At 67.6% G+C, this 22,325-nt stretch carries 25 protein-coding genes, 1 tRNA gene and 3 pseudogenes; 12 read left to right on the top strand and 17 right to left on the bottom strand.

All coding sequences use genetic code 11. The features are described from left to right. Positions 1-54: 54 nt before the first annotated feature. A pseudogene (locus tag RUTHE_RS05120) lies at positions 55-496 on the bottom strand (tellurite resistance TerB family protein). 97 nt (positions 497-593) lie between these two features. Here RUTHE_RS05120 and RUTHE_RS05115 point away from each other — a divergent pair. Beyond that, on the top strand, positions 594-2,207 hold the full coding sequence (locus tag RUTHE_RS05115) for a lysine--tRNA ligase (RefSeq protein WP_021097243.1): 1,614 nt from the start codon (positions 594-596) through the stop codon (positions 2,205-2,207). A gap of 40 nt (positions 2,208-2,247) precedes the next feature. Here RUTHE_RS05115 and RUTHE_RS15345 read toward each other — a convergent pair whose 3' ends face one another. Further along, entirely contained in the window at positions 2,248-3,114 is an 867-nt protein-coding gene (locus RUTHE_RS15345; protein ID WP_021097242.1) for a CHAD domain-containing protein, read from the bottom strand. 104 nt (positions 3,115-3,218) lie between these two features. Here RUTHE_RS15345 and RUTHE_RS05105 point away from each other — a divergent pair, with 104 nt between their 5' ends. The 5 genes from RUTHE_RS05105 (at position 3,219) to RUTHE_RS05090 (ending at position 7,071) form a co-directional block, all read left to right on the top strand. Beyond that, the gene (locus tag RUTHE_RS05105) at positions 3,219-3,629 is read left to right on the top strand and encodes a DUF4864 domain-containing protein (RefSeq protein WP_021097241.1); all 411 of its coding nucleotides are present in this window, start codon (positions 3,219-3,221) and stop codon (positions 3,627-3,629) included. 139 nt (positions 3,630-3,768) lie between these two features. Continuing rightward, entirely contained in the window at positions 3,769-4,467 is a 699-nt protein-coding gene (locus RUTHE_RS18195) for a glycosyl hydrolase family 28-related protein (RefSeq protein ID WP_021097240.1), read from the top strand. Further along, a complete protein-coding gene (locus RUTHE_RS05100) occupies positions 4,464-6,065 on the top strand; it encodes a hypothetical protein (RefSeq protein ID WP_021097239.1) in 1,602 nt (533 codons plus the stop codon). Before RUTHE_RS18195 ends, RUTHE_RS05100 begins: the two co-directional genes overlap by 4 nt. A 79-nt stretch (positions 6,066-6,144) precedes the next feature. Then, entirely contained in the window at positions 6,145-6,552 is a 408-nt protein-coding gene (locus tag RUTHE_RS05095) for a lysozyme inhibitor LprI family protein (protein WP_021097238.1), read from the top strand. A 126-nt stretch (positions 6,553-6,678) separates the two neighbouring features. Next, the gene (locus tag RUTHE_RS05090) at positions 6,679-7,071 is read left to right on the top strand and encodes a carboxymuconolactone decarboxylase family protein (protein ID WP_021097236.1); all 393 of its coding nucleotides are present in this window, start codon (positions 6,679-6,681) and stop codon (positions 7,069-7,071) included. Between the two features lie 24 nt (positions 7,072-7,095). Here RUTHE_RS05090 and RUTHE_RS05085 read toward each other — a convergent pair whose 3' ends face one another. From RUTHE_RS05085 to RUTHE_RS15340, 5 genes are all read right to left on the bottom strand, one after another. Further along, positions 7,096-7,779, bottom strand: coding sequence for a YjbE family putative metal transport protein (locus RUTHE_RS05085; RefSeq protein WP_021097235.1), 684 nt, complete (start codon positions 7,777-7,779; stop codon positions 7,096-7,098). Between the two features lie 123 nt (positions 7,780-7,902). Then, positions 7,903-7,978 (bottom strand) — tRNA-Ala (locus RUTHE_RS05080). Positions 7,979-8,012: 34 nt separating this feature from the next. After that, the gene (locus RUTHE_RS05075; RefSeq protein WP_021097234.1) at positions 8,013-8,504 is read right to left on the bottom strand and encodes a HugZ family pyridoxamine 5'-phosphate oxidase; all 492 of its coding nucleotides are present in this window, start codon (positions 8,502-8,504) and stop codon (positions 8,013-8,015) included. Between the two features lie 86 nt (positions 8,505-8,590). Then, on the bottom strand, positions 8,591-9,067 hold the full coding sequence (locus tag RUTHE_RS05070; protein ID WP_021097233.1) for a YdcF family protein: 477 nt from the start codon (positions 9,065-9,067) through the stop codon (positions 8,591-8,593). Further along, positions 9,064-9,378, bottom strand: a complete 315-nt coding sequence (locus tag RUTHE_RS15340) for a hypothetical protein (protein ID WP_021097232.1) — start codon at positions 9,376-9,378, stop codon at positions 9,064-9,066. Before RUTHE_RS15340 ends, RUTHE_RS05070 begins: the two co-directional genes overlap by 4 nt. Before the next feature lie 93 nt (positions 9,379-9,471). Between RUTHE_RS15340 and RUTHE_RS05060 the strand changes: the two genes are divergently transcribed. Then, the gene (locus RUTHE_RS05060) at positions 9,472-9,744 is read left to right on the top strand and encodes a hypothetical protein (protein WP_021097231.1); all 273 of its coding nucleotides are present in this window, start codon (positions 9,472-9,474) and stop codon (positions 9,742-9,744) included. Positions 9,745-9,765: 21 nt separating this feature from the next. On the opposite strand, the gene RUTHE_RS05055 is transcribed toward RUTHE_RS05060, so the two are convergent. Further along, positions 9,766-10,200, bottom strand: coding sequence for a hypothetical protein (locus RUTHE_RS05055; protein ID WP_021097230.1), 435 nt, complete (start codon positions 10,198-10,200; stop codon positions 9,766-9,768). A gap of 1 nt (position 10,201) precedes the next feature. Next, on the bottom strand, positions 10,202-11,701 hold the full coding sequence (locus tag RUTHE_RS05050) for a CoA-acylating methylmalonate-semialdehyde dehydrogenase (protein WP_021097229.1): 1,500 nt from the start codon (positions 11,699-11,701) through the stop codon (positions 10,202-10,204). 92 nt (positions 11,702-11,793) lie between these two features. Here RUTHE_RS05050 and RUTHE_RS05045 point away from each other — a divergent pair. The 3 genes and pseudogenes from RUTHE_RS05045 to coaD all read left to right on the top strand — a co-directional run bounded on the left by RUTHE_RS05045 (position 11,794) and on the right by coaD (position 13,717). Then, positions 11,794-12,703, top strand: a pseudogene (locus tag RUTHE_RS05045) (LysR family transcriptional regulator). 28 nt (positions 12,704-12,731) lie between these two features. Then, positions 12,732-13,166: a CBS domain-containing protein gene (locus tag RUTHE_RS05040; protein WP_021097226.1), complete on the top strand. Its 435-nt coding sequence runs from the start codon at positions 12,732-12,734 to the stop codon at positions 13,164-13,166. Next, positions 13,166-13,717: a pantetheine-phosphate adenylyltransferase gene (gene coaD, locus RUTHE_RS05035; RefSeq protein ID WP_021097225.1), complete on the top strand. Its 552-nt coding sequence runs from the start codon at positions 13,166-13,168 to the stop codon at positions 13,715-13,717. The genes RUTHE_RS05040 and coaD overlap by 1 nt, the downstream gene beginning before the upstream one ends. Here coaD and RUTHE_RS15925 read toward each other — a convergent pair. From RUTHE_RS15925 to tkt, 4 genes and pseudogenes are all read right to left on the bottom strand, one after another. Beyond that, positions 13,708-13,866 carry a YjiS-like domain-containing protein gene (locus RUTHE_RS15925; protein WP_021097224.1) on the bottom strand — a complete coding sequence of 53 codons (159 nt, stop codon included), beginning with the start codon at positions 13,864-13,866 and terminating at the stop codon, positions 13,708-13,710. The two genes, coaD and RUTHE_RS15925, sit on opposite strands and share 10 nt — an antisense overlap. 249 nt (positions 13,867-14,115) lie before the next feature. Continuing rightward, positions 14,116-15,117, bottom strand: a complete 1,002-nt coding sequence (gene gap, locus RUTHE_RS05030; protein ID WP_021097223.1) for a type I glyceraldehyde-3-phosphate dehydrogenase — start codon at positions 15,115-15,117, stop codon at positions 14,116-14,118. 86 nt (positions 15,118-15,203) lie between these two features. Continuing rightward, complete coding sequence (locus RUTHE_RS16630; RefSeq protein ID WP_021097222.1) at positions 15,204-15,347, bottom strand: hypothetical protein; 144 nt, start codon at positions 15,345-15,347, stop codon at positions 15,204-15,206. 22 nt (positions 15,348-15,369) lie between these two features. Beyond that, positions 15,370-17,378 (bottom strand): annotated as a pseudogene (gene tkt, locus RUTHE_RS05020) (transketolase). Between the two features lie 213 nt (positions 17,379-17,591). Here tkt and RUTHE_RS05015 point away from each other — a divergent pair. Both RUTHE_RS05015 and RUTHE_RS05010 read left to right on the top strand, forming a co-directional pair. Next, the gene (locus tag RUTHE_RS05015) at positions 17,592-17,945 is read left to right on the top strand and encodes a hypothetical protein (protein ID WP_021097219.1); all 354 of its coding nucleotides are present in this window, start codon (positions 17,592-17,594) and stop codon (positions 17,943-17,945) included. Next, on the top strand, positions 17,945-18,337 hold the full coding sequence (locus tag RUTHE_RS05010) for a cell division protein ZapA (protein WP_021097218.1): 393 nt from the start codon (positions 17,945-17,947) through the stop codon (positions 18,335-18,337). Before RUTHE_RS05015 ends, RUTHE_RS05010 begins: the two co-directional genes overlap by 1 nt. A gap of 46 nt (positions 18,338-18,383) precedes the next feature. Here RUTHE_RS05010 and RUTHE_RS05005 read toward each other — a convergent pair whose 3' ends face one another. From RUTHE_RS05005 to purL, 4 genes are all read right to left on the bottom strand, one after another. Next, complete coding sequence (locus tag RUTHE_RS05005) at positions 18,384-18,995, bottom strand: hypothetical protein (RefSeq protein WP_021097217.1); 612 nt, start codon at positions 18,993-18,995, stop codon at positions 18,384-18,386. A gap of 265 nt (positions 18,996-19,260) precedes the next feature. After that, positions 19,261-19,629 (bottom strand): Grx4 family monothiol glutaredoxin, encoded by a 369-nt coding sequence (gene grxD, locus RUTHE_RS05000; protein ID WP_021097216.1) that lies wholly within the window; start codon positions 19,627-19,629, stop codon positions 19,261-19,263. Between the two features lie 126 nt (positions 19,630-19,755). After that, positions 19,756-19,998 carry a BolA/IbaG family iron-sulfur metabolism protein gene (locus RUTHE_RS04995; protein ID WP_021097215.1) on the bottom strand — a complete coding sequence of 81 codons (243 nt, stop codon included), beginning with the start codon at positions 19,996-19,998 and terminating at the stop codon, positions 19,756-19,758. A 60-nt stretch (positions 19,999-20,058) separates the two neighbouring features. Beyond that, complete coding sequence (gene purL / locus RUTHE_RS04990; RefSeq protein WP_021097214.1) at positions 20,059-22,215, bottom strand: phosphoribosylformylglycinamidine synthase subunit PurL; 2,157 nt, start codon at positions 22,213-22,215, stop codon at positions 20,059-20,061. Positions 22,216-22,325: the final 110 nt, after the last annotated feature.

The raw sequence follows: 22,325 nt of genomic DNA, 5'->3' as shown, positions 1-22,325 counted from the left end.
GATGATGGAACGTCATCGCAGGCGCGGCATCCCCGGGTGCCGCGCCCTGTCATGTCAGGCGCGCTGATAGCGCGCCCGCGCCCCGCGCTCGATGGCGGCCGCATGGAGGCGGTCCACCTGCAGTTCGTGGCGGATCTCCTCGAGCATTCGGGCCTCGGCGCTGCTGATCCGCCCATCCGCGGCTGCCACATCGCAGGCCAGCGCATAGGCCGTCTCCCACAGGCGTTCGGGCAGGGCACGACGCACGCTGTCGAACAGGCGGTCGAGCCCGTCTTCCTCCTGCATGAGGGTCATGACCATCCTCCCCCACGCAGGCCATGCGTTCGGCATCATAGGTGCCGAAGACGGGCAGGTTGTCCACGATGTTCTGGATCAGCACCAGTTCCGCGGTGCGCACCGCCTCGTCCGACACCGATGTCGCGATCATCACCGCCACCAGCGCATCCTGCGGCGAAAGTTCCCCGGCATTCCCCGGGAGGGGCGTCGGATCCTGCATGACAGAGCCTTCCTGCGCAACCGGCAGGCCAGATTTATTGACGGGACGCAGCGGCGGCAATAGGGGGTCCGGGCCACAGAGAACGGGAGTGGGACCCATGACGATTGCGCGCGAGGCGGCGATGCGAAGCCGCGCCTGGCCCTTCGAGGAGGCGCGCGCTCTCCTGAAACGGGTCGAATCCGGGCCCCCAAAGGATCATGTGCTGTTCGAGACGGGCTATGGCCCCTCCGGTCTGCCGCATATCGGCACCTTCGGCGAGGTGTTGCGCACCACCATGATCCGCCGGGCCTTCGAGGCGATCAGCGGCATGCCGACGCGGCTGATCGTCTTTTCGGACGATCTCGACGGCATGCGCAAGGTGCCCGAGAACGTCCCGAATCCCGAGATGCTGCGCCAGCATCTCCAGAAGCCCCTGACCGCCGTGCCCGACCCCTTCGGCGAGCATGAGAGCTTCGGCCATCACAACAATGCGATGCTGCGGCGGTTTCTTGATACCTTCGGCTTCGATTACGAATTCGTCTCGGCGACGGAGTTCTACCGCTCCGGCCGCTTCGACGAGACGCTGCTGCGTGCGGCCGAACGCTATGACGCGATCATGGAGATCATGCTCCCCTCCCTGCGGGAGGAGCGTCAGCAGACCTATTCCTGCTTCCTGCCGATCCATCCGGAGACGGGCCGCGTCCTCTATGTTCCCCTGCGCGAGGTGAATGCCAGGGAGGGGACGATCACCTTCGACGATGGCACGGGGCGCGAATTCACGGTTCCTGTCACCGGCGGCCATGCCAAGCTGCAGTGGAAGCCGGATTTCGGCGCCCGCTGGGCAGCGCTGGGCGTGGATTTCGAGATGTATGGCAAGGACCATGCCTCCAACACGCCGATCTATGACGGCATCTGCCGGGTGCTGGGCGGCCGGCCCCCCAATCACATGATCTACGAGCTGTTCCTCGACGAGAACGGGCAGAAGATCTCCAAGTCCAAGGGGAACGGGCTGACCATCGACGAATGGCTCGAGGTCGCCTCGACCGAATCCCTGTCCTATTTCATGTATCAGAAGCCGCGCACGGCCAAGCGGCTGCACTGGGACGTGATCCCGAAGATGGTGGACGAATACCACCAGTCGCTGCGTGCCTTCCCCGGACAGGATGCGGATGCGCAGCTCCAGAACCCTGTCTGGCACATCCATGAGGGGCATCCGCCCGCCTCGGACATGGTGGTGCCCTATGCGATGCTGCTCAATCTGGCCGCGGTCGCCGGGGCCGAGGACAAGGCCGTCCTGTGGCGCTATCTGCGCCGCTACGCGCCCGAGGCCTCGCCCGAGACGCATCCCGGCCTCGACGCCGCCGCGGGACAGGCGGTGCGCTACTTCCAGACCCATGTGAAGCCGAACCGCCGCTATCGTGCCCCCACCGCGCACGAGGCCGCCGCCATGGCCGATCTGGCCGCGCGGCTCAGGGATCACACAGGCAGCCAGGACCCCGAGGAACTCCAGGCCATTGTCTATGCCGTCGGCAAGGAGCATGGCTTCGAGCCGCTGCGCGACTGGTTCCGCGCTCTCTACGAGGTGCTGCTCGGCGCCTCGGAGGGGCCACGCTTCGGCGGCTTTGCCGCGCTCTATGGCGTGGAAGAGACGGTGCGGCTCATCGAAGGGGCGCTGGCTCTGGCGCAGGACCGCCCGGAGGCGAGCGGCGAGGGCGGCGTCCGCCCGGACTGAGCGCCCCCCGGGGGATCCGGCGGCCCGGGCCGGCCCGGCTTCACGCCTCCCGCAGCTTCCACCAGACCCGCCAGCGGGCCAGAAGATGGTCCGGGTCGGCGGCAAAGAGGCGGCGGCCCAGGGGAAAGGCGGTGGCCAGGATTTCCCGCCGCCGCTCCTCGGCCCGCTGTCCCGCCTCCTCGACCAGATCGGGCGCAAGATCCGTCTGTCCCAGCCGCTCGGTCAGCACCGCCAGGTCATTCGCCTCGCCCAGCCATTCGCCCAGGGCGTCGGCCGCGGCGACATGCGGCTTCATCATCTCGGGCCAGATCGGCATCAGCAGCCGCGCCTGATACCAGTGGTCCTTGACCCGCTTGCGCCAGTCATGGATCGCCTCGACCCCCGGCTCGGCCCGGGCGGCGCGCATCGCCCGGCGGGTGGCCGTCCATGTCGCGGCAAGGCCCGGCTCCAGGGCCGCCCAGCCATCCTTGCGCAGCCGCCATCCCCCGGCCTCGTGGAGGATGCTCTCCAGGGCCTCGGCAAAGGCGGGCAGGATGGCTGCGGCGCTCTCGGCATGATTGGCGGCATGGGCGCGGAAGGGCGCCTCGAGCGCGGCGCGACGCGCGGGGTCCATGCCTTCGGCGATCCGTTCGACAGCGGCCAGCATGACGGCCGAATCGCGCAGCTCCGACAGGCGGCGTCCGGCCTCGCGCAGCAGGGCATTGCCGCTTGCGGCCTCGGGCAGCACGGGCCGGACGAGCCGCATCAATCCGCGCATCTTCTTCACCGCCTTGCGCATGGCATGGACGCGGGGGGCCAGCTCTCCCTCGCCCCGTGCGGCGGCGACCGCCTCTTCGATCTGCTCGCGCAGGATGCGGTGAAAGGCGTCGTTCACCGACGCATCGCTCGACAGGATCGCATAGGGCATGGCGGGAACTTTCCGGATTGCAGCCGAAACTGATCTTGGTCGTGCCTCGTATCCTTCAAGTGTCCCGATCCCAATTCCCCGATCCCCATCCCCGGAGATCCGCCATGCGAAGCCTTCTTGTCACGGCCTGTCTTCTGTCCTTCGCTCCGGTCCTGTCCGCCCAGGAGGCCGGGGATCGCGCAGCCATCGAGGCGGTCATTGCCGATCAGCTTGCGGATTTCACGGCCCGCGACATCGCTGGCGCATGGGATCATGCCAGCCGTGCCATCCGCGGCATCTTCGGGACGCCCGAACGCTTCGGGGCGATGGTGCAGGGCGGTTATCCGATGGTCTGGGACAACCGCAACGCCCGTTTCCTCGATCTGCGCGAGGAGGGGGGGCGCCTGCGCCAGCGCGTGGCCGTCACGGGCCCGGACGGGCGGGACTGGGTTCTCGACTATGAGATGATCGAACAGGAAGATGGATGGAAGATCAACGGGGTCTGGATCCTTCCGCCCATGGAGGGAATGGTCTGATCCCGCCATGCCATCCCTGATTCGCACCCCTCGCAGGGGTGTTGCACAAAGGGCCGGTGGAGCGCGCGGTGCTGTAGGAAAGCGTTAACCTCTTCCTCCTATCCCTCGGCGGGCCGAAACGCATTCCGGGGGATCACCGATGAACAGGGCCATTACCGACGGACTGGCACTCATGCCGCCGCCCTTTGCGGCGGGCCTCTCGAACTGGTCGAGCGGCGACGGCACGCCGGGGTCCGATACCTATGCCGGCGCAGGGGGCGGCGTCTTCGTTCCGGCCGATCAGGACTTCGGGGGCTGTCTCGAGATCGTCAAGACGACCGGCACGCAGAAACTGCGCTGCATGATCGCGACACCCTTCATGCCGGGCCTGTTCCTGCGCGTGACGGCACGCGTCAAATGCGTGGCCGGTCCCCTGCCTTCGGTGCGCATCGCGGGCCATCCCCTCAGCGCCTCGGGCAGCGCGATCGCCGGCCTGCCCGTGACCGGCCCGGCCAGGGCCATCCCCGGCTATGGCCAGGTGGTCGAGATCTCGGCCATCATTGCCGTCTCGAACCGCAACGGGGTCGATCTCGTCTGGTCGCCGGCCGTCGCCTCGGCGCATCTGGGGCTCGATGTGACGGGGCCGAACGGCGCGGTGCTGCGCATCGACGACATCGCCATCGAGGATGTGACGCATGTCTTCCTGCGCGACATGCTCGCGCGCGTGGATGTGCGGGACTACGGGGCAAGGGGGGACGGCACGACGAATGACGCCCCCGCCTTCAACGCCGCCGACAATGCCGCCCAGGGGCGCGAGGTGCTGGTTCCCGCGGGCACCTATTCCTCGATGGCGACGTGACCTTCCGCAATCCCGTCCGCTTCGAGGGCACCGTCATCCAGCCGCCCGCCCGCCGCTTCCTCCTTCAGCGGAATTTCGATCTGAACAGCTATATCGACGCCTTCGGCAACGAGGAGACGGCCTTCCGCAAGGCCTATCAGGCGCTGCTGAACTTCTCCGACCATGAGGGGCTGGATCTGTGCGGGCGGCGCATTGCCCTGTCCGGTCCGGTGGACATGCAGGCCTGCGATCCCGGTCGCACCGTCTTTGCCCAGCGCCGTGTGATCCGCAACGGCCAGTTCCATCCGGCCGAAGGATCAGCGGCCGCCTTTGCCGACACGGTGGTGACAAGCCAGGCCAGCTATTCGCCCGCCAATCCGCTTCAGCTCACCAATGTGGTGAATGTGGCGAACATTCCCGTGGGCAGTCTGGTGACGGGCAATGGCGTGGGGCGCGAGGTCTATGTGCGCGATGTCAATGTCGCGCAGGGCAGCCTGACCCTCTCGGCCGAGCTCTACGGCGCGGCCGGCACCCAGACCTACACCTTCCGCCGCTTCAAGTATCTTCTGGATTTCTCGGGCTATGACGATCTCCAGGCGATGACCATCGCGGATGTGGAGTTCCAGTGCAACGGCCAGGCCAGCGCGATCATGCTTGCCCGGCAGGGGCTGATCTTCCAGGTCCGCGACTGCTTCTTCACCAGACCGAAGGACCGCGCGATCACCTCCATCGGGCGGGGCTGCCAGGGGATGCTGATCGACCGCTGCCAGTTCCTGTCCAACGAACAGTCCCTGCCGGTCAGCGAACGCAAGACGCTGGTCTTCAACTCGAATGCCAATGACGTGAAAGTGCGCGACAACCGCATCGTCCGCTTCATGCATTTCGCGGTGATCGGCGGCACGGGCAGCGTCATTTCGGGCAATCACTGGTTCCATGGCGATGACACGACCAACGGCATCCGCAAGGGAGGGCTGATCCTGACCACGCCGAACCCGATGGCGCTGATCGTCGGCAACTACATCGACAACAACTTCATCGAGTGGACCAACGAACATGACGCGACGCCCGCCTTCAACAGCCAGTTCAGCTTTGGCGGGCTGACGGTGACGGGGAACATCTTCACCGTCATCAATGTCGCGCCCTGGTTCAACTGGCTGGTGATCAAGCCCTTCGGGCCCGGCCACTACATCCATGGCCTGACGGTGACGAACAATGTCTTCCGGCCGATCAACGGCAACATCGACCGCATCGAGCGCGTGGATACCACCCATGCCGATCTCGACTATTCGCGCTTCCGCAACATCACCTTTGCGGGCAACACCTTCTCCGGGGTCAATCAGGAGGTGCGCAATCCCCTCTCGATGACGCACACGCAGGCCACGGCCAGCCGCAACTGGGTCTGTGATCCCGGCACATGGCTGCCCTTCGGGGCACGGGCTCGGGTGGTCGAATCGGTCGTTCCGGTGGGCCGCATCCAGGATGCGGCCGGTCAGACGGTGCACGAGATGCCCTGGACCGAAGCGGAATACGGACCCGATCGCCGGCAGATCCGCATCAACTGGGGCACGGCGGTGCGGGGAACGGTGCGCGTCCAGATGCGCATCGACAATCCCCAGTGATCCGGCACGGCCTGCCTTGTGTGTCCTTCCGCTCCCCCCCAGACTGGCGGGGGAGCCGACCAAACCGAAGATTCTTCCCATGCGCCGCGCTGTCCCTGCCTGGGTCCTGCTGAGCTGCCTTCTTCTCGCCTTGCCCCCCGGCCGGGGGGCAGCCCAGACCGGGGATTGCACGGCGCCGACGACGCAGGCCACCATGAACCTCTGCGCGATGGAGGCCTGGCTGGCTGCGGATGATGCTCTCAACGCCGCCTATGCCCGGGCTGTCTCGGCGATCGAGGCGCTGGATCCGGACGGCAGCCGAGGCCTCGAAGCCCTTCTGCGCGAGGCTCAGCGCGCCTGGATCGTCTTCCGCGATGCCGCCTGCGAGGCCGAAGCGGCCCTTTATGCCGGCGGTTCCATCGAACCGCTGATCCGCGCCACCTGTCTCGAAAGGCTGACCGTCGAACGGACGAGGGATCTTCTGGCCTATGGGGATGAGGAGAAGTGAGATGACGGAGACGAAAGGATGCAAGATCGCCGGCCCGGCCCTGCCCGGGGGGTGGATGTGGCATGAGGAGCTGTCCAGAGAGGCGCGGGCCGTCGGCCTGGCCGCTGCATGGATCGGGAGGGCATCATGGGAACCGTTCCGCTGCTGACTGACGAGGAGGCCTCGCCCGAGGCGCGGGCCGTTCTCGAGGCCATCCGCATCTCGCGGGGGACAGAGCCCAACAATTTCTGGCGTGCACTGGCCCATGATCCGGCGCAGATGCGCGATCTGTGGGAAACCATCGGCCGGGTGATGGCGCCGGGTGCGCTCGATCCTCTGGTGAAGGAGATGATCTATGTCGCCGTATCGGCCGCCAATGGCTGCAGCTATTGCGTCCATTCGCACACGGCGGCGGCGCGGGCGAAGGGCATGACCCCGGCCATGCATGCCGAATTGCTGGCGGTGGTGGCGCTGGCCTGCCGCACCAACGCCCTTGCGACGGCCCTCGGGGTAGAGATCGACGACCGCTTCCGGGCCTGAAGGGGTCTCCGCGCCGGGCCGGCCTCAGGCCGGATCGGCCAGGGCGACGGCCGTTTCGGGTTCGGGATGGGTCACCTGCTCATACCCCTCCTGCAGCATCGCGAGCGCGACATAGAGGATCAGGGCCACGCCCAGATAGGCCAGCCAGCGATGGCGGGCGATGATCCGCGCGATCACGGTCGAGGCCAGGCCCATGAGCGCGATGGAGAGGATGAGGCCTGCCGCCAGGATGGCGGGATGGTCATGCGCCGCGCCGGCGACTGCGAGCACGTTGTCAAGACTCATCGACACATCCGCCACGATGATCTGGACAGCGGCCTGACCGAAGGTCTTGGCGGGCAGCCGGGCGGCGACGGCGCCATCGCCATCCAGATCCCGGTCCGACAGGGCTTCCTCCGCGGCGATCTGTTCCGCCTCATGGCCCGTCCGCAGTTCGCGCCACATCTTCCAGCAGACCCAGAGCAGCAGCAGGCCGCCGGCAACCAGAAGCGCGCCGCCGAAGCCCAGAAGCCAGCTCGTGACCAGGGCGAAGAGGATGCGCAGCACGGTCGCTGCGGCGATGCCGACAGCGATCACGCGGTGGCGCTGGATGGCAGGCAGGCCCGCCGCGGCAAGGCCGATGACGATGGCGTTGTCGCCGGCAAGGACGAGATCGATCCCGATAACCTGCAGGAGCGCGGCAAGACCTTCGGCGGTGAAAAGTTCCATGATGCACCCGGGAACGGACCGGCTTCATTGCAGGGGCATCCGCCCCTGCGGGCGGAGGCAAGCCGCGAGGGCGGCGCAGCAAAGGCCCTTTCCGTTGCACCGACCGCATCGGCAGGGTGGGGATGGTGGACCCGAGGGGGATCGAACCCCTGACCTCGTCATTGCGAACGACGCGCTCTCCCAACTGAGCTACGAGCCCACGCGCGGCTATCTGGACCCAGTTGCCGCCTCTGTCAAGCGGCCCCGCCGCCTTCCGTGAGGTCCGCCGGCATCAGGCGGTAGGCCCGGCCGAAGCCCCCGTTGAGATGGGCCGCAACGGGGAGAAGCCGGAGCATCGCGAAATCCGCGAAGTCGAAATAGAGCGCGGCCTTGGGGTGGCGCGAAAGCCAGAAGTCGCGCCATCCGGCCTTGTCCGCCGGTTCCGCCCGCCCGAGAATCGTCAGCCGCGGATGGGTCAGCGGATCGCCTTTCGGCCCGGGCTCTCCCACAAGGAGAGAGCAACGCGGATCGGCCATGAGCGCGCGGCTGTGATGCGAAAGCGCCGAGACAAGAATCAGCGCGGCGCGGCCCTCCCACGCTGTCGCCACGCGAGAGACGAAGGGCCCGCCGCTCTCGGGGTCGAGAACGCCCAGTGCACCATGTCGCGAATCGTTCAGGAGCCGCCGGGCAAGGTTGCGGGCTTCTGCGTCGGTCGGGCGGATGGGGTCGGGGCGGGTCTCGGCCATCGCATCAACCCTGCCGCCCTGCCGGATGAAGGGCAAGGGGCCAGGCCAGGACGGATCGGCATCGGGCCGGCTGCGGCATTCCGATGTCAGCGCATCCTGCGCAGCCGCCAGAGCGTCAGGGCGGTGGCCGGCACCTCGCGCAGGGTCTGGCGGATCGCGGCTGTCAGCCGTCCGCTGCGCAGCGGCGGGCAGGAGGCCACGGCATCCAGACCGAATCGCCGCGCCACGAGAAGGGCCCGCGGCGCATGGGTGGCATCCGTCACCACAAGGATCTGCGAGGCGCCCAGCCGCTCCAGGATCGGCCGGGCGAAGGCGATGTTCTCGATCGTGCTGCGCGAAGCGGTTTCGGGATGGATCACGTGATCGGGCACGCCTTTTGCCAGAAGCAGGCTCCGCATCGCCTCGCCTTCGGCGGGTGGATGGCGGCCGAGGCCGCCGCAGGGGACCAGGGCCTCGACCGCGCCGCGCCGCCACAGGCCCAGCGCATGAAGCGTCCTGCGGCGCAAGGCGGGCGAAGGACCGTCCGGCCAGACCGCGCAGCCCAGGATCAGCGCAACCCTCATTCCGGCAAGGGGGCAAAGGGCGCTGTCAGCTCGGTTCGGCCTGTTGCCTTCTCGACCAGGCAGACGAGGCGGTCCGACCCTCCCTCTCCCGCGCCTCCCTCTCCCGCGATGGTCAGCAGCGCGACGCCATGGGTTTCGGAGCCGAAGGGATTGACCTCGATGGTGAGGCGGTCGCTGTTCCAGCCGGCTCTGGCGGCCTCCTCGCGGCAGGCGATCTCGACGGCGAGGCGGTGATCTTGCCATGCGGCCTCGGCATCGGCAGAGGCCGCTGCGGGAATCAGCAGGACAAGGGTAGCAAGGGCAGGACGCAAGGCGGCTCTCCGATCTTGACGGAGGACAAGGATAGGCGGCCGCCCGTCCCCCGGCTAGGGTTGGGCTGTCACGACAGGCGGAGGATCGAGGAAATGGAGAATGTTCTGGGAACGCTGGGCTGGATCATGATCCTGCTGCTGGCGGCGGTCGGGCTTCTGGCGGGCTGGATCGCAAGCCGGATCGCCGGCGGTCGCAACACGCCCCTCTATCTTCTGGTCGGGGTCGTGGCGGCCGTGGCCGCGCCCTTTGTCCTGGCGGCCCTGGGCCTGACGGCGCTGGTCGGAACCGCCGTCATTGCGGTGCTTCTGGTGGCACTCGTGTTCGCGATCGTGGTTCTTGTCGTGGTTCGGGCCATCATCCGCTAGCCTCGGGCGGGCTCGCGGAGGTCAGGCAGGGTCCATCTGGTCCGACCAGGGAACTGCGGCATTCAACGTGTCGGGCGGCAGCCCCAAGATGCCGAGCGCATCATCGAGGCTGTCCTGCACACGGATCACGATCCCGTCGACATCGTCCCAGGTTCGCATCACCAAGCCAGCCATCGCCCGCCCAGAGGGCGAACCGGCCACGATCACCAGCATCGTCTCGACAGGCTGTCCGAGCAGCAGATCGGCCACCCCGGCCTGAAGCCGCATGAAGCCTGCATAGTCCCGCGAAAATCCTTCCACTGCGGTGAAGTCCACGAGATGCCGCATGCCGGGCCGGAAATCGGGCCGGGCGAAGCAGGCCCGCATGGCCTGCTCCGTCTCCTCGATCTCCGCAAAGCCCCAGTACCGCACATGAACCAGGTTGGCGGCGGGAAGAATGCGGAAGGCGAGCGGCATCTCACTCCATCTGGCGGAAGTTGAAGGCGGCTCCTTCCTTGATGCCGGAAGGCCAGCGGGCTGTCACCGTCTTCGTGCGGGTATAGAAGCGGAAGCTGTCCGGTCCGTGCTGATTCAGGTCGCCGAAGGCGGAACGCTTCCATCCGCCGAAGGTGTGATAGGCCAGGGGCACCGGGATCGGGACATTGATCCCCACCATGCCGACATTGACCCGAGAGGCGAAATCGCGCGCGGTGTCGCCGTCGCGGGTGAAGATGGCGGTGCCGTTGCCATATTCGTGATCCATGGCAAGGCCCAGCGCCTCCTCGTAGGATTTCGCCCGGACGGTGGAGAGGACCGGCCCGAAGATTTCCTTGCGGTAGATCTCCATGTCCCGCGTCACATGGTCGAAGAGATGCGGCCCGACGAAGAAGCCGTTCTCATAGCCCTGGAGCGTGAAGTTCCGTCCATCCACCACAAGCTTCGCGCCCTGTTCGATGCCGGATTCCACAAGCCGCAGGATGTTCGCCTTGGCGGCGGCGGTGACGACGGGGCCATAGTCCACATCCTTGCCCGCGGTATAGGGGCCGACCTTCAGTTTTTCGATGCGGGGCACGAGCTTTTCGATCAGGCGGTCTGCGGTCTCCTCGCCGACGGGCACCGCGACCGAGATCGCCATGCAGCGCTCGCCCGCGGCGCCATAGCCGGCGCCCACAAGGGCATCGGCTGCCTGATCCATGTCGGCGTCGGGCATGATGATCATGTGATTCTTGGCGCCGCCGAAGGCCTGCACGCGCTTGCCATGGGCGGCACCGCGTTCGTAGATGTAGGCTGCGATCGGCGTGGAGCCAACAAAGCCCACGGCCTGGATGACCGGATGCTCCAGGATCGCGTCCACCGCCTCCTTGTCGCCGTTGACGACCTGCAGGATGCCCTTGGGCAGGCCGGCCTCCTCGATCAGCTCGGCCAGCATCAGCGGGACAGAGGGGTCGCGTTCGGAGGGCTTGAGGATGAAGGCATTGCCGCAGGCGATGGCGGGGGCGAACATCCACATCGGGATCATCGCCGGAAAGTTGAAGGGCGTGATCCCCGCCGTCACACCGAGGGGCTGGCGCATCGAATACATGTCGATGCCGGGACCGGCGCCGTCGGTGAACTCTCCCTTGAGCAGATGGGGCGCGCCGATGCAGAACTCGACGACCTCGAGCCCCCGCTGGATGTCGCCCACGGCATCGGGCAGCGTCTTGCCATGTTCGCGGCTCAGGGCCTCGGCCAGCTTGTCCATGTCGCGGTTGAGCAGATCCACGAAGCGCATCAGGACGCGCGCGCGCCGCTGCGGGTTGACCGCAGCCCATCGGGGCTGGGCCTCGGCGGCGATCCGGACGGCACGGTCCAGCTCCTCGCGGCTGGCCAGGGGCACCCTGGCCTGAACCTCGCCCGTGGCGGGATTGAAGACATCTCCGAAACGGCCGGATGTGCCCTTCACATGTTCGCCGCCGATGTAATGGGTCAATTCCTTCATGGCATCCTCCCGATCCTGCGCTGGCCCTACTCTTGCATCGACGCGAAAGGAAGGCGCATCTTTCCTTACCTGTCTTGCATGGATGCAAAACCATGGATTGGGACGACTGGCGCATCTTTCTGGGCGTGGCGCGCGGGGGCGGGTTGTCGAAGGCGGCGCCGGGGCTGCGGATGGATCCGGCTACGGTGGGACGGCGCATTGCCCGGCTGGAGGCGCGGCTGGGCACGGCGCTCTTCCTCAAGGGGCCTCAGGGCTATGCCCTGACCGAAGCCGGTGCACGCCTTCTTCCCCATGCGGAAGCGGCGGAAGAGGCCGTGCGTCTGGCCACCGAGGAGGGCAGGGGGGCGGCCGAGGGTCTGACCGGCCAGTTGCGCATCGGTGCGCCCGACGGCTGTGCGAATTACCTGCTGCCGCAGGTTGCCGCCCGGATCCGGTCAGCCAATCCGGGACTGGAGATCCAGATCCTGGCCCTGCCACGGATGGTTTCGCTCAGCCGGCGCGAGGCCGACATGGCCATCATGGTGACACCGCCCGATTCGGGGCGTCTCACGGTCCAGAAGATTGCCGACTACCATCTCCATCTCGCGCAGCGCCGCGATGCCCCGCCGGTCCGCAGCCTTGCAGATCTGAAGGGCCGCCCGGTCGTGGGTTACATCCCCGACATGATCTTCGATCGGGCGCTGGACACGCTGGAGGAAGCCGGCCTCGAAACGGCGGCTCTTGCCTCGAATGCGGTTCCGGTCCAGATCATGCTGCTGCGGCAGGGGGGGTGTCGGGGTGGTGCATGATTTCGCGTTGCCTTTCGCCCCTGAACTGGGCCGCATCCTGACCGGGACGGTCGAGCTCCGCCGGACCTACTATCTGGTCCGGCATGACGCCGACAGGCGGAGCGAACGGATGGCCCGTCTCGCCGGAGCGCTGATCCAGGGCCTGCGGGCCGAGATCCTGCGCCTTGAGGCAGAGGTGCGCTTGACAGAAGCCTCACGCCCCTGTGACGCTTGAACCGAACCGTGAACGGAGGGAGGAGGCCATGCTCGTCCGACAGATCCTCAAATCCAAGGGCAGTGATGAGGTCCTGACGATCCCCCCCGACGCCACCGTGGCCGAGGCGGCGCGGATCCTCTCCGAGAGGCGCATCGGCTGTCTCGTGGTCAGCCGCGATGGCGCGCGCCCGGAGGGTGTCATCTCCGAACGCGACATCGTGCGGGAGATGGGGCGGCGCGGCCCGGAATGCTTTGCCGAGACGGTGGCCGAGATGATGACCGAAGCCGTCCAGACCTGCAGCGGCGACGAACAGGCCGATGATGTCCTCACCCGGATGACCGAGGGGCGGTTCCGTCATCTGCCGGTCATGGAGGATGGCCGCATGGTGGGCCTCATCTCCATCGGGGATGTGGTGAAGGCCCGCCTCTCCGAACTGGCGATGGAAAGGGATGCCCTCGAAGGCATGATCGTGGGCCGCTGATGCGCATCGGCCTGTATCCCGGCACCTTCGACCCGATCCATTTCGGCCATACGGACATCATCCGTCGCGCCTGCCGGCTGGTGGACCGGCTGGTGGTGGGCGTTGCCATCAACCGCGACAAGGGCCCCCTGTTCACCCTGGAGGAGAGGGTGGCCCTGATCGAGGCCGAGGTGGCGCCGCTTGCCTCAAAGGCCTGCGAGATCGTCGTTTACCCCTTCGAGGGGCTGCTGATCGACTGTGCCCGCGAGGTCGGGGCCGGAGCCATCTTCCGGGGGCTTCGGGCCGTTGCGGATTTCGAATACGAATTCCAGATGGTCGGCATGAACCGCATGCTCGACGACAGCATCGAGACGGTGTTTCTCATGGCCGAGGCCCGGCATCAGGCCATCGCCTCCAGGCTTGTCAAGGAGATCGCGCGGCTGGGGGGAGACGTGTCGCGCTTCGTTCCGCCCGCCGTCGCCGCCGCGCTGCATGACCGGCTCGGTCCGGCCGCAGCGCGACGGGTCAGGGGAATGGCTGCACCGGCTGCACCGGCTGCGGCTCAGCCATAGACGGCAGCGCGGGCAATCCGGCGCTCGTCGCCGGGATAGATGCCGAGATCCTCGGACTGCCGCGGGGTGAGGCCACGCAGCTCCCACAGGGTGCGGCGGTATTCGGCGCGCTGACGCGCGGCCTTCTGAAGACGGCTGATAAAGGTCATGGGTGGCTCCCTGATGAAGGTTGGGGATCATCCCCGCCACCCGATCTAGTCATGCTGCGCCGCAGCAAAAGCGCCGTCAGCGGCAAGCTGCCTTGCGTCTCATGCATGACGCGCGGCGAGATCATGCTGACGGCGTGGCCCTGCCCCGAACGGGGCTGCGGCCGGATTGCCGATGCGACATCCGGCCGGACGAAGCGGAGGGGGGTCAGCCTGAGAGGTCATGCCCCCCCGGCCGGCCCCCTGATGCGCTCAGATGAGGGCGCCCATGGCCACGGCCACATCCGCCATGCGGTTGGAGAAGCCCCATTCGTTGTCGTACCAGCTCAGGATGCGGCAGAACTTCCCGTCCATCACCTTGGTCTGGTCCATGTGGAAGACCGAGGAATGCGGATCGTGATTGAAGTCCACCGACACATTGGGATGCTCGGTGTAGCCGAGGATCCCCTTCAGCGGGCCGTCCGCCGCCTCCCGGATGGCGGCATTGATCTCTTCCTTCGTGGTGTCGCGCGCGGCCTCGAATGTCAGGTCCACGACCGACACATTCGGCGTCGGCACGCGGATCGCCACGCCATCGAGCTTGCCCTTGAGCGCGGGCAGGACAAGGCCGACAGCCTTGGCCGCGCCCGTGGAGGTGGGGATCATCGACAGGGCCGCGGCGCGGGCCCGGTAGAGATCCTTGTGCAGCGTGTCGAGCGTCGGCTGATCGCCGGTATAGCTGTGGATCGTCGTCATGAAGCCCCGGGCGATGCCGATCTTCTCGTGCAGCACCTTGGCGACGGGGCTCAGACAGTTCGTCGTGCAGGAGGCATTCGACACCACGATGTCATCCTTGGTGAGGGTGTCGTGGTTGACGCCATAGACGACGGTCTTGTCGGCGCCTTCGCCGGGGGCCGAGATCAGGACCCGCTTGGATCCGTTCTTCAGATGCATCGCGGCCTTGTCGCGGGCGGTGAAGATGCCCGTGCATTCCAGCGCGATATCGACATCGCCCCAGGGCAGGGCCTCCGGATTGCGCTCGGCCGTGACGCGGATCGGTCCGCGGCCGACATCGATCCAGTCCGGCCCGGTGGTGACCGTGCCGGGGAACCTGCCATGGACGGAATCGAAGCGGATCAGATGCGCATTCGTCTCCACCGGGCCGAGATCGTTGATCGCGACCACCTCGATATCCGTGCGCCCCGATTCGATGATCGCGCGCAGGATGTTGCGCCCGATCCGGCCGAATCCGTTGATCGCGACCTTGACTGCCATCTGCGTCCCTCCAACCCTGTGCCCCTGTGCGGGGCGTTGCGCGGCACCTTGGCGATTTCGCGCCGCGCGTCAACCGGCGCCGGCTTTCAGCGCCAGAAGGCCAGCCATTCGATCAGCCGCAGCCCCTGCCGTGCCAGGAACAGCGGCGCCCCCCAATGCAACAGCCAGTGATCGAGGGCGAAGAACAACGCCAGTACGATCAGGATAGCGATCGCCAGGCGGTTCGTCATCGCCCCGATTCCCGCCGCCGCCTCAGAGCATCGCCCGGACCCGTTCGGCGACGGCCTCTGCGGTGATCCCGAACTTCTGGTAGAGCACCTTCTCGGGGGCCGAGGCCCCGAAACCGGTCATGCCGACAAAGGCGGCCTTTGCCTCGCGTCCTCCATCGCCGAGAAGCCAGCGGTCCCAGGGCTGGCGCACGCCGGCCTCGATGGCGACACGCAGCGCGCCGGGCGCCAGGACGCGGCGGCGATAGCCCTCGTCCTGTGCCGCAAAAAGCTCCATCGACGGCATCGACACGACCCGCGTGCCGATCCCCTCGGCCTGAAGGATCTCGCGCGCCTTCAGCGCGATCTCGACTTCCGATCCGGTGGCGATCAGCACCGCCTGCCGGCGTCCCTCGGCCTCGGCCAGGACATAGGCCCCGCGGGCCGACAGGTTGCGGTTGGTGTGACTGTCCCGCACGGGCGCGAGATTCTGGCGCGAGAGGGCCAGCGCCGTCGGCCCGTCCGATGTCAGCGCGATCTCCCAGGCCTCGGCGGTCTCCACGGTGTCGGCAGGACGGATCACCCGCAGCCCCGGCGTCGCGCGCAGCATCGCCAGATGCTCGACGGGCTGATGGGTGGGGCCATCCTCGCCAAGGCCGATCGAATCATGGGTGAAGACATAGATGAGCTTCGTGCCCATCAGGGCCGACAGGCGGATGGCAGGGCGTGCATAATCGGCAAAGCACAGGAAGGTGCCGCCATAGGGCAGGACGCCCCCATGCAGGGCCATCCCGTTCATCGCAGCGGCCATCCCGTGTTCGCGGATGCCCCAGTGGATGTAGCGCCCCTTGCGGTTATCGGGGGCAAAGACGCCCATATCCGCTGTCCGGGTGTTGTTCGACCCCGTGAGGTCGGCCGACCCCCCGATGGTCTCGGGCATGACCTTGTTAACGGCCTCGAGCACGATCTCCGAGGATTTGCGGGTCGCCACGGCCTTGCCGCCGATGGCGGCCTTCTTGACGGCGCGGATCGCCCCGGCCAGGCGCCTGGGAACGGCGCCCTCCATCACGCGGCGGAACTCGGCCTGACGGGCGGCAGGCAGGGCGGCCAGGCGTGTCTCCCATTCGGCGCGGGCGGCGGCGCCGCGCTCGCCCATCGCCTCCCAGCGGGCCTTGATGTCGGCCGGGATGACAAGGGGGGATGCTCCCAGCCATAGACGGCCTTGGTCTCGGCGATGAGCTGGGCATCCGTCAGGGCGCCATGGGCCTTGGCCGTGCCCTGGGCGCTCGACCCCAGGCCGATATGCGTCCGGCAGGCGATCAGCGAGGGGCGCGGATCGGCCTTGGCCGCGCGGATGGCGGCGTCGATGGCGTCGGGGTCGTGTCCGTCGATCGCCTGCACATGCCAGCCCGAGGCGGCGAAACGCGCGCCCTGATCCGTCGCATCGGCCAGCGACACCTTGCCGTCGATGGTGATGCCGTTGTCGTCGAACAGCACGATCAGCCGCGACAGCCGCTGCATGCCGGCCAGGCTGATCGCCTCCTGGCTGACGCCTTCCATCAGGCAGCCGTCGCCGGCAATCACATAGGTGTAATGGTCGATCAGCTTTGCCCCGAAACGGGCGCGCAGCGCCTCTTCGGCGATGGCCATGCCGACGGCATTGGCCAGGCCCTGCCCGAGTGGACCCGTGGTGGTCTCGACCCCGGCGGTGTGATGCACCTCCGGATGGCCGGGCGTGCGCGATTCCCACTGGCGGAAGTTGCGGATCTCCTCGATCGGCATGTCAGGATAGCCGGTCAGATGGAGCAGGGCATAGAGCAGCATGGATCCGTGCCCGGCCGACAGGACGAAGCGGTCACGGTCCGGCCAGTGCGGCGCCTTGGGGTCAAAGCGCAGATGCCGGTCGAACAGCACGGTGGCGACATCCGCCATGCCCATCGGCATGCCCGAATGGCCCGAATTCGCGGCCGCCACGGCATCGAGCGTCAGCACGCGGATCGCGGCTGCCAGCCGCCAATGCTCGGGATGGGCCGCGCGCAGCGCCGCGATATCCATGGCGATCTCTCCCTTTGAATGTCCTCACTCCCTTAGCAGTCCTTCCGGCGGGATCAAGCAAGAGGCTGTCCCGGGCCGGCACCGGCGTTGCGGGCCCCGCGGCTTCCGTCTAGGGTCCTCGGGAGTGGCCCGCAGCGTGTGGCCCGCGCAGCAAGGCAAAGGCAACAAGGAAAAAGGTGGGGCGATGCAGACCGGGGGGGTGACGAAGACGCGATGGCACGTCTGCGTGCTGCGAAGGAGCGTGTGGATGCCGCCCTGTCCGCGATCGCCGCGGGGACGGAGGCTCTGGCCTCCCGGCTGGCGGCGGCGCCCAACCAGACGGAGCTGGAGCGTCTGCGCGCCGAGCTTGAGGAAGAGCGGATCGCCAATGCCCAGCTCCAGGAGCGGATCCGGGCCCTGCGCGAACGCAGGCAGGACAGCGATGACGGGCAGATCCGCGAGCTCGAGCAGCAGCTGGCCGAGGCCCGGGCCGAGATCGCCCGCCTTCGGGCCAGCGCCGAACGGGATCGGGCCGAGATCGATGCCGTCCTGCGGGAACTGACCCCGATCGTCGAGGAGGCTCTCTGATGCCGCAGGTCGAGATCACCATCGGCGGCCGCCATTTCGAGGTCGCCTGCCAGCCGGGGGAGGAATCCTATCTGCGCTCCGCGGCGGACATGCTCGATGCCGAAGCCACGGCCCTGTCCTCGCAGATCGGACGCATGCCCGAGAGCCGGATGCTCCTCATGGCCGGGTTGATGCTGGCCGACAAGGCCGCCGGTCTCGAGGAGCGTCTGCGCGAGGCCGAGGCCCGGATCGCCGCGCTCGAGCAGGAGGCGCGGGCCGCCCCGCGGGAAGTGCCGGTGCCGGTGGAGATTCCCGTCCTCCCCGAGGAGGCCGTCGCCCTCTTCGAGGCCGTGGCCGAGGAGGCCGAGGCACTTGCCCGGGCCGTGGGGGATTTCGCGCCTGAGGCGGCCTGACCGCTGAACCCGCCGTCCTCCGCTTGTCCTGTCCCTTCCGTTCCCTTCAGGGGCCGATGATGCGGCTGATGACCAGGGCCAGATCGGCAAAGCGTTCCACCTGATCCGCCCGCTTCAGCGGATGACCGAGCCGGAGGCGGATTCCCTCCGGTGTCAGCATGAGCAGGGGCAGCCCCTTGCGTCCCCGCACGACCGGCTGCCAGGCGCGCAACAGTTGCGCGACATCCTCCAGCGGGAGCCGCCTGCCGGGATCCCCATCGTTCAGCATCAGGAAGCCCGCCGGGGCCTCGGCGGGGCGCAGGAAGCCCATGGACGGGACTTCTGCCACCAGCGCAGCCGCGTCGCGTCGATCGGGGGCTGCGGCGGCCAGGACAAGATGCCCCTCTGTCCAGCGCGGGCTCTCGGCGGCAAAATCGGTCCGGCCGTCCTCGGGCCTCACCTCCAGCGTCCAGGGATGGCCTCCGCGCGGGGTGATCCGCATCGACCCGCTGCGCCCGAGCCCCCTTCCACCTTCCGTCAGGGCCCAGCCGCGCCGGGCAGCGAGCGCGCGCAAGGCCTCGTGGCGATCGGCCTCCATCTGGCGCCGCCAGATCTGCACCGCCCCGCTTGCCAGAGCCGCGAAGGCGGCACCCAGCAGGATATCGAGGATCAGCGCCATGACATCGGCCCGCGCAGGGCAGGAACAGGCACGATGCCGCGCCGGGCTTGCGGGACATGGAAGGGCAGGGACGACATCCGGTCCTGGCTGTGGCAGCAGCGGTCCGGATCACTCAATCATACCGGCAGACTGAAAGCCCAGCCGACAGGGACCCTGATCCGTTCCGGAGCCGAGGGACTGTTGCACAAGCGCCAGAGCAGCTGCCGGTGTTCACCTGCCGGTGTTCTGGCGCCGCCGGTGGGGACTTCCTCCTGTGGTGGCCGTCTCAGGCGTTGGCCTTGCGGATCTCCTCGGCCCGGGCGCGGTCATAACGCACACCCTTCGCATCGAAGAGCTGGTCCAGCTCGCCCGACAGGGTCATTTCGGTGACGATGTCGCATCCGCCGACGAACTCGCCCTTCACATACAGCTGCGGGATCGTGGGCCAATCAGAGAAATCCTTGATCCCCTGACGCATTTCCGGGTCGGCCAGGACATTCACATCGACGTAGTCCACGCCCATGTAGTTGAGCACCCCTGCCACGCGGGAAGAGAAGCCGCATTGTGGCATCTGCTTGGTGCCCTTCATGAAGAGCACGACATCATGCGAGGTGACAAGCTCGCGGATCTGGTCCTGGACGGTAGCGGCGGTCATCATCAATCCTTTCGGGAAAACCGGGTCAGGGGCGTCGCGGGGGCCGGGAGCGGTCCTCGACGCGAACGGGAATCGGGACAGGGGCGGGCTGCCATAGTCCCTTGAGCCAATCGATCAGTGCGCGCATCAGTCGGGTGCCTTCGTGGTCAGGGCCAGGGCATGCAGATCGCCCGACGGGCCGTCCATCCGGCCCTTGAGCGCGGCATAGACCGCACGCTGCTGCTCCACGCGGTTCTTGCCGCGAAAGCTTTCGTCCACGACCTCGGCGGCATAATGGTTTCCGTCCCCCGCGAGATCGGTGATGGTGATGCGCGCCTTGGGGAAGCTTTCCCGCAGGAGGCGCTCGATATCCTCGGCCTGCATCGGCATGGTCTGGTCTCCCTCGAAGGGAAATGTAGGCAGCACCGCGCCGCCCCGCAACGGCATGGATCAGTCGAAGAGGCGCGCAAGGGTCGTCCGCCAGAGCCTCACGAGATCATCCATCGGAGCGCTCTCGCCGCCCAGGCGGAGATCCGCTCCGCCGATCCGTCCGACGACGCCTGCCGGCACACCGGCCGCCTCTGCCGCCGCGATCAGCGCATCGGGCCTTGCCGTGGCGCACAGATAGCGGGCCTGATCCTCACCGAAGAGGGGCGCCGTTCCGGCGGTCCCGATCTCGGCCCCGCAGCCGGCTGCCGCCGCCATCTCGAAGGCCGCCAGCGCGAGTCCTCCATCGGACAGGTCGGTGCAGGCGCGGATCAGGGCACGGTTGGCCAGCACGAACTCGCCATGGCGTCTTTCCGTCTCCAGATCCACGGGCGGCGCCTCGCCCGCCTCTATCCCGAGAGCGGCCAGCAGCGCCGACTGGCCCAGATGCGATCCTTCCCGGCCGATCAGGACCAGCGCATCGCCCTCCTGTGCGGGCCCGGCGATGATGTCCTCGAGCGAGGCCAGCAACCCCACGCCCCCGATGGTCGGGGTCGGCAGGATCGCGCGTCCGTCCGTCTCGTTGTAGAGGCTCACATTGCCCGAGACGATGGGAAAGTCGAGCGCCCGGCAGGCCTCGCCGATGCCGAGGATGGCGCCGACGAACTGGCCCATGATCTCGGGCTTTTCGGGATTGCCGAAATTCAGGTTGTCGGTGGCGGCCAGCGGCCGCGCACCCACCGCGACGAGATTGCGCCAGGCTTCGGCCACGGCCTGACGGCCGCCCTCGCGCGGATTGGCCTTCACATAGCGCGGGGTGACATCGCTGGTGAAGGCGACGGCCTTTGCCGTGCCATGGACGCGCACGATGCCGGCGCCCGATCCCGGCGGGCGGATCGTGTCTGCGCCCACCTGACTGTCATACTGTTCCCAGATCCATCCCTTCCAGGCGTGATTGGGGTCCAGAAGGAGCGTGCGGAGCCCCTCGATGGCGCCGATCCGCGGCAGCTCCTCCGGCAACGGCGGCGGTGCGGGGGGGTCGACCCAGGGCCGGTCGTATTCCGGTGCGCTCGAGGCAAGCTTCGAGAGCGGCAGATCGGCCTTCACCGTGTTGCCCTGCAGGATCAGGAAGCGGTCCTCCGGGATGGTCTCGCCGATGATGGCAAAGTCGAGGTCCCATTTCTCGAAGATGGCGCGCGCCTCGGCCTCCTTCTCGGGATGAAGGACCATGAGCATCCGCTCCTGGCTTTCGGACAACATCATCTCGTAGGCGGTCATGCCCGTTTCGCGCACCGGCACGCGGTCGAGATCGAGCCGGATCCCGAGCCCTCCCTTGTCGCCCATCTCCACGGCCGAGCAGGTCAGGCCGGCTGCACCCATGTCCTGGATCGAGACGACGGCGCCCGAGGCCATCAGCTCGAGACAGGCTTCCATCAGCCGCTTCTCGGTGAAGGGATCGCCCACCTGCACCGTAGGCCGCTTCTCCTCGATGCTGTCGTCGAACTCGGCGCTGGCCATGGTGGCCCCGCCGACCCCGTCGCGCCCCGTCCTGGCGCCCAGATAGACGACCGGGCGCCCCACGCCCGAGGCCGCCGATGTGAAGATCCCCTCGCGCTTCGCGATCCCCGCTGCAAAGGCATTGACCAGGCAGTTGCCGTTATAGGCAGGGTGGAAGCGGACCTCGCCGCCCACCGTGGGCACGCCGAAGGCATTCCCGTAGCCCCCGATTCCCTCAACGACCCCGGACAGAAGTCGCCGCGTCTTGGGATGGGACGGTTCGCCAAAGCTCAGGGCGTTCATGGCGGCGATCGGCCGTGCCCCCATGGTGAACACGTCCCGCAGGATTCCGCCCACACCGGTCGCGGCCCCCTGATAGGGTTCGATGTAGGAAGGGTGGTTGTGGCTCTCCATCTTGAAGACGAGGACATCGCCATCGCCCAGATCGACGACGCCGGCATTCTCGCCCGGTCCGATGACGACCTGCGGCCCCGTGGTGTGGAGCGTGCGCAGCCACTTCTTCGACGACTTGTAGGAGCAGTGCTCGTTCCACATCGCCGACACGATGCCCAGCTCCGTGAAGGTCGGCTCCCGCCCGAGCAGTTCAAGCAACCGCGTCCACTCGTCCGGCTTGATGCCATGGGCGGCGACGAGATCGGGGGTGATCGCGGGCTCGGGGGTCATGGATTCCTCCTGCGGCGGACGCGCGCGCCATAGCGCGCCCGCGGCGCGGGGGAAAGGATGCCCGGAGCGGCGGCGGACCTGGGGGGGCGGACCTGCGGGCCACAGCGCAG

It is taken from the genome of Rubellimicrobium thermophilum DSM 16684 (assembly GCF_000442315.1).
In the GTDB taxonomy this organism is placed as follows: Bacteria; Pseudomonadota; Alphaproteobacteria; order Rhodobacterales; family Rhodobacteraceae; genus Rubellimicrobium; species Rubellimicrobium thermophilum.
This window is presented reverse-complemented; position numbering and strand designations above follow the sequence as displayed.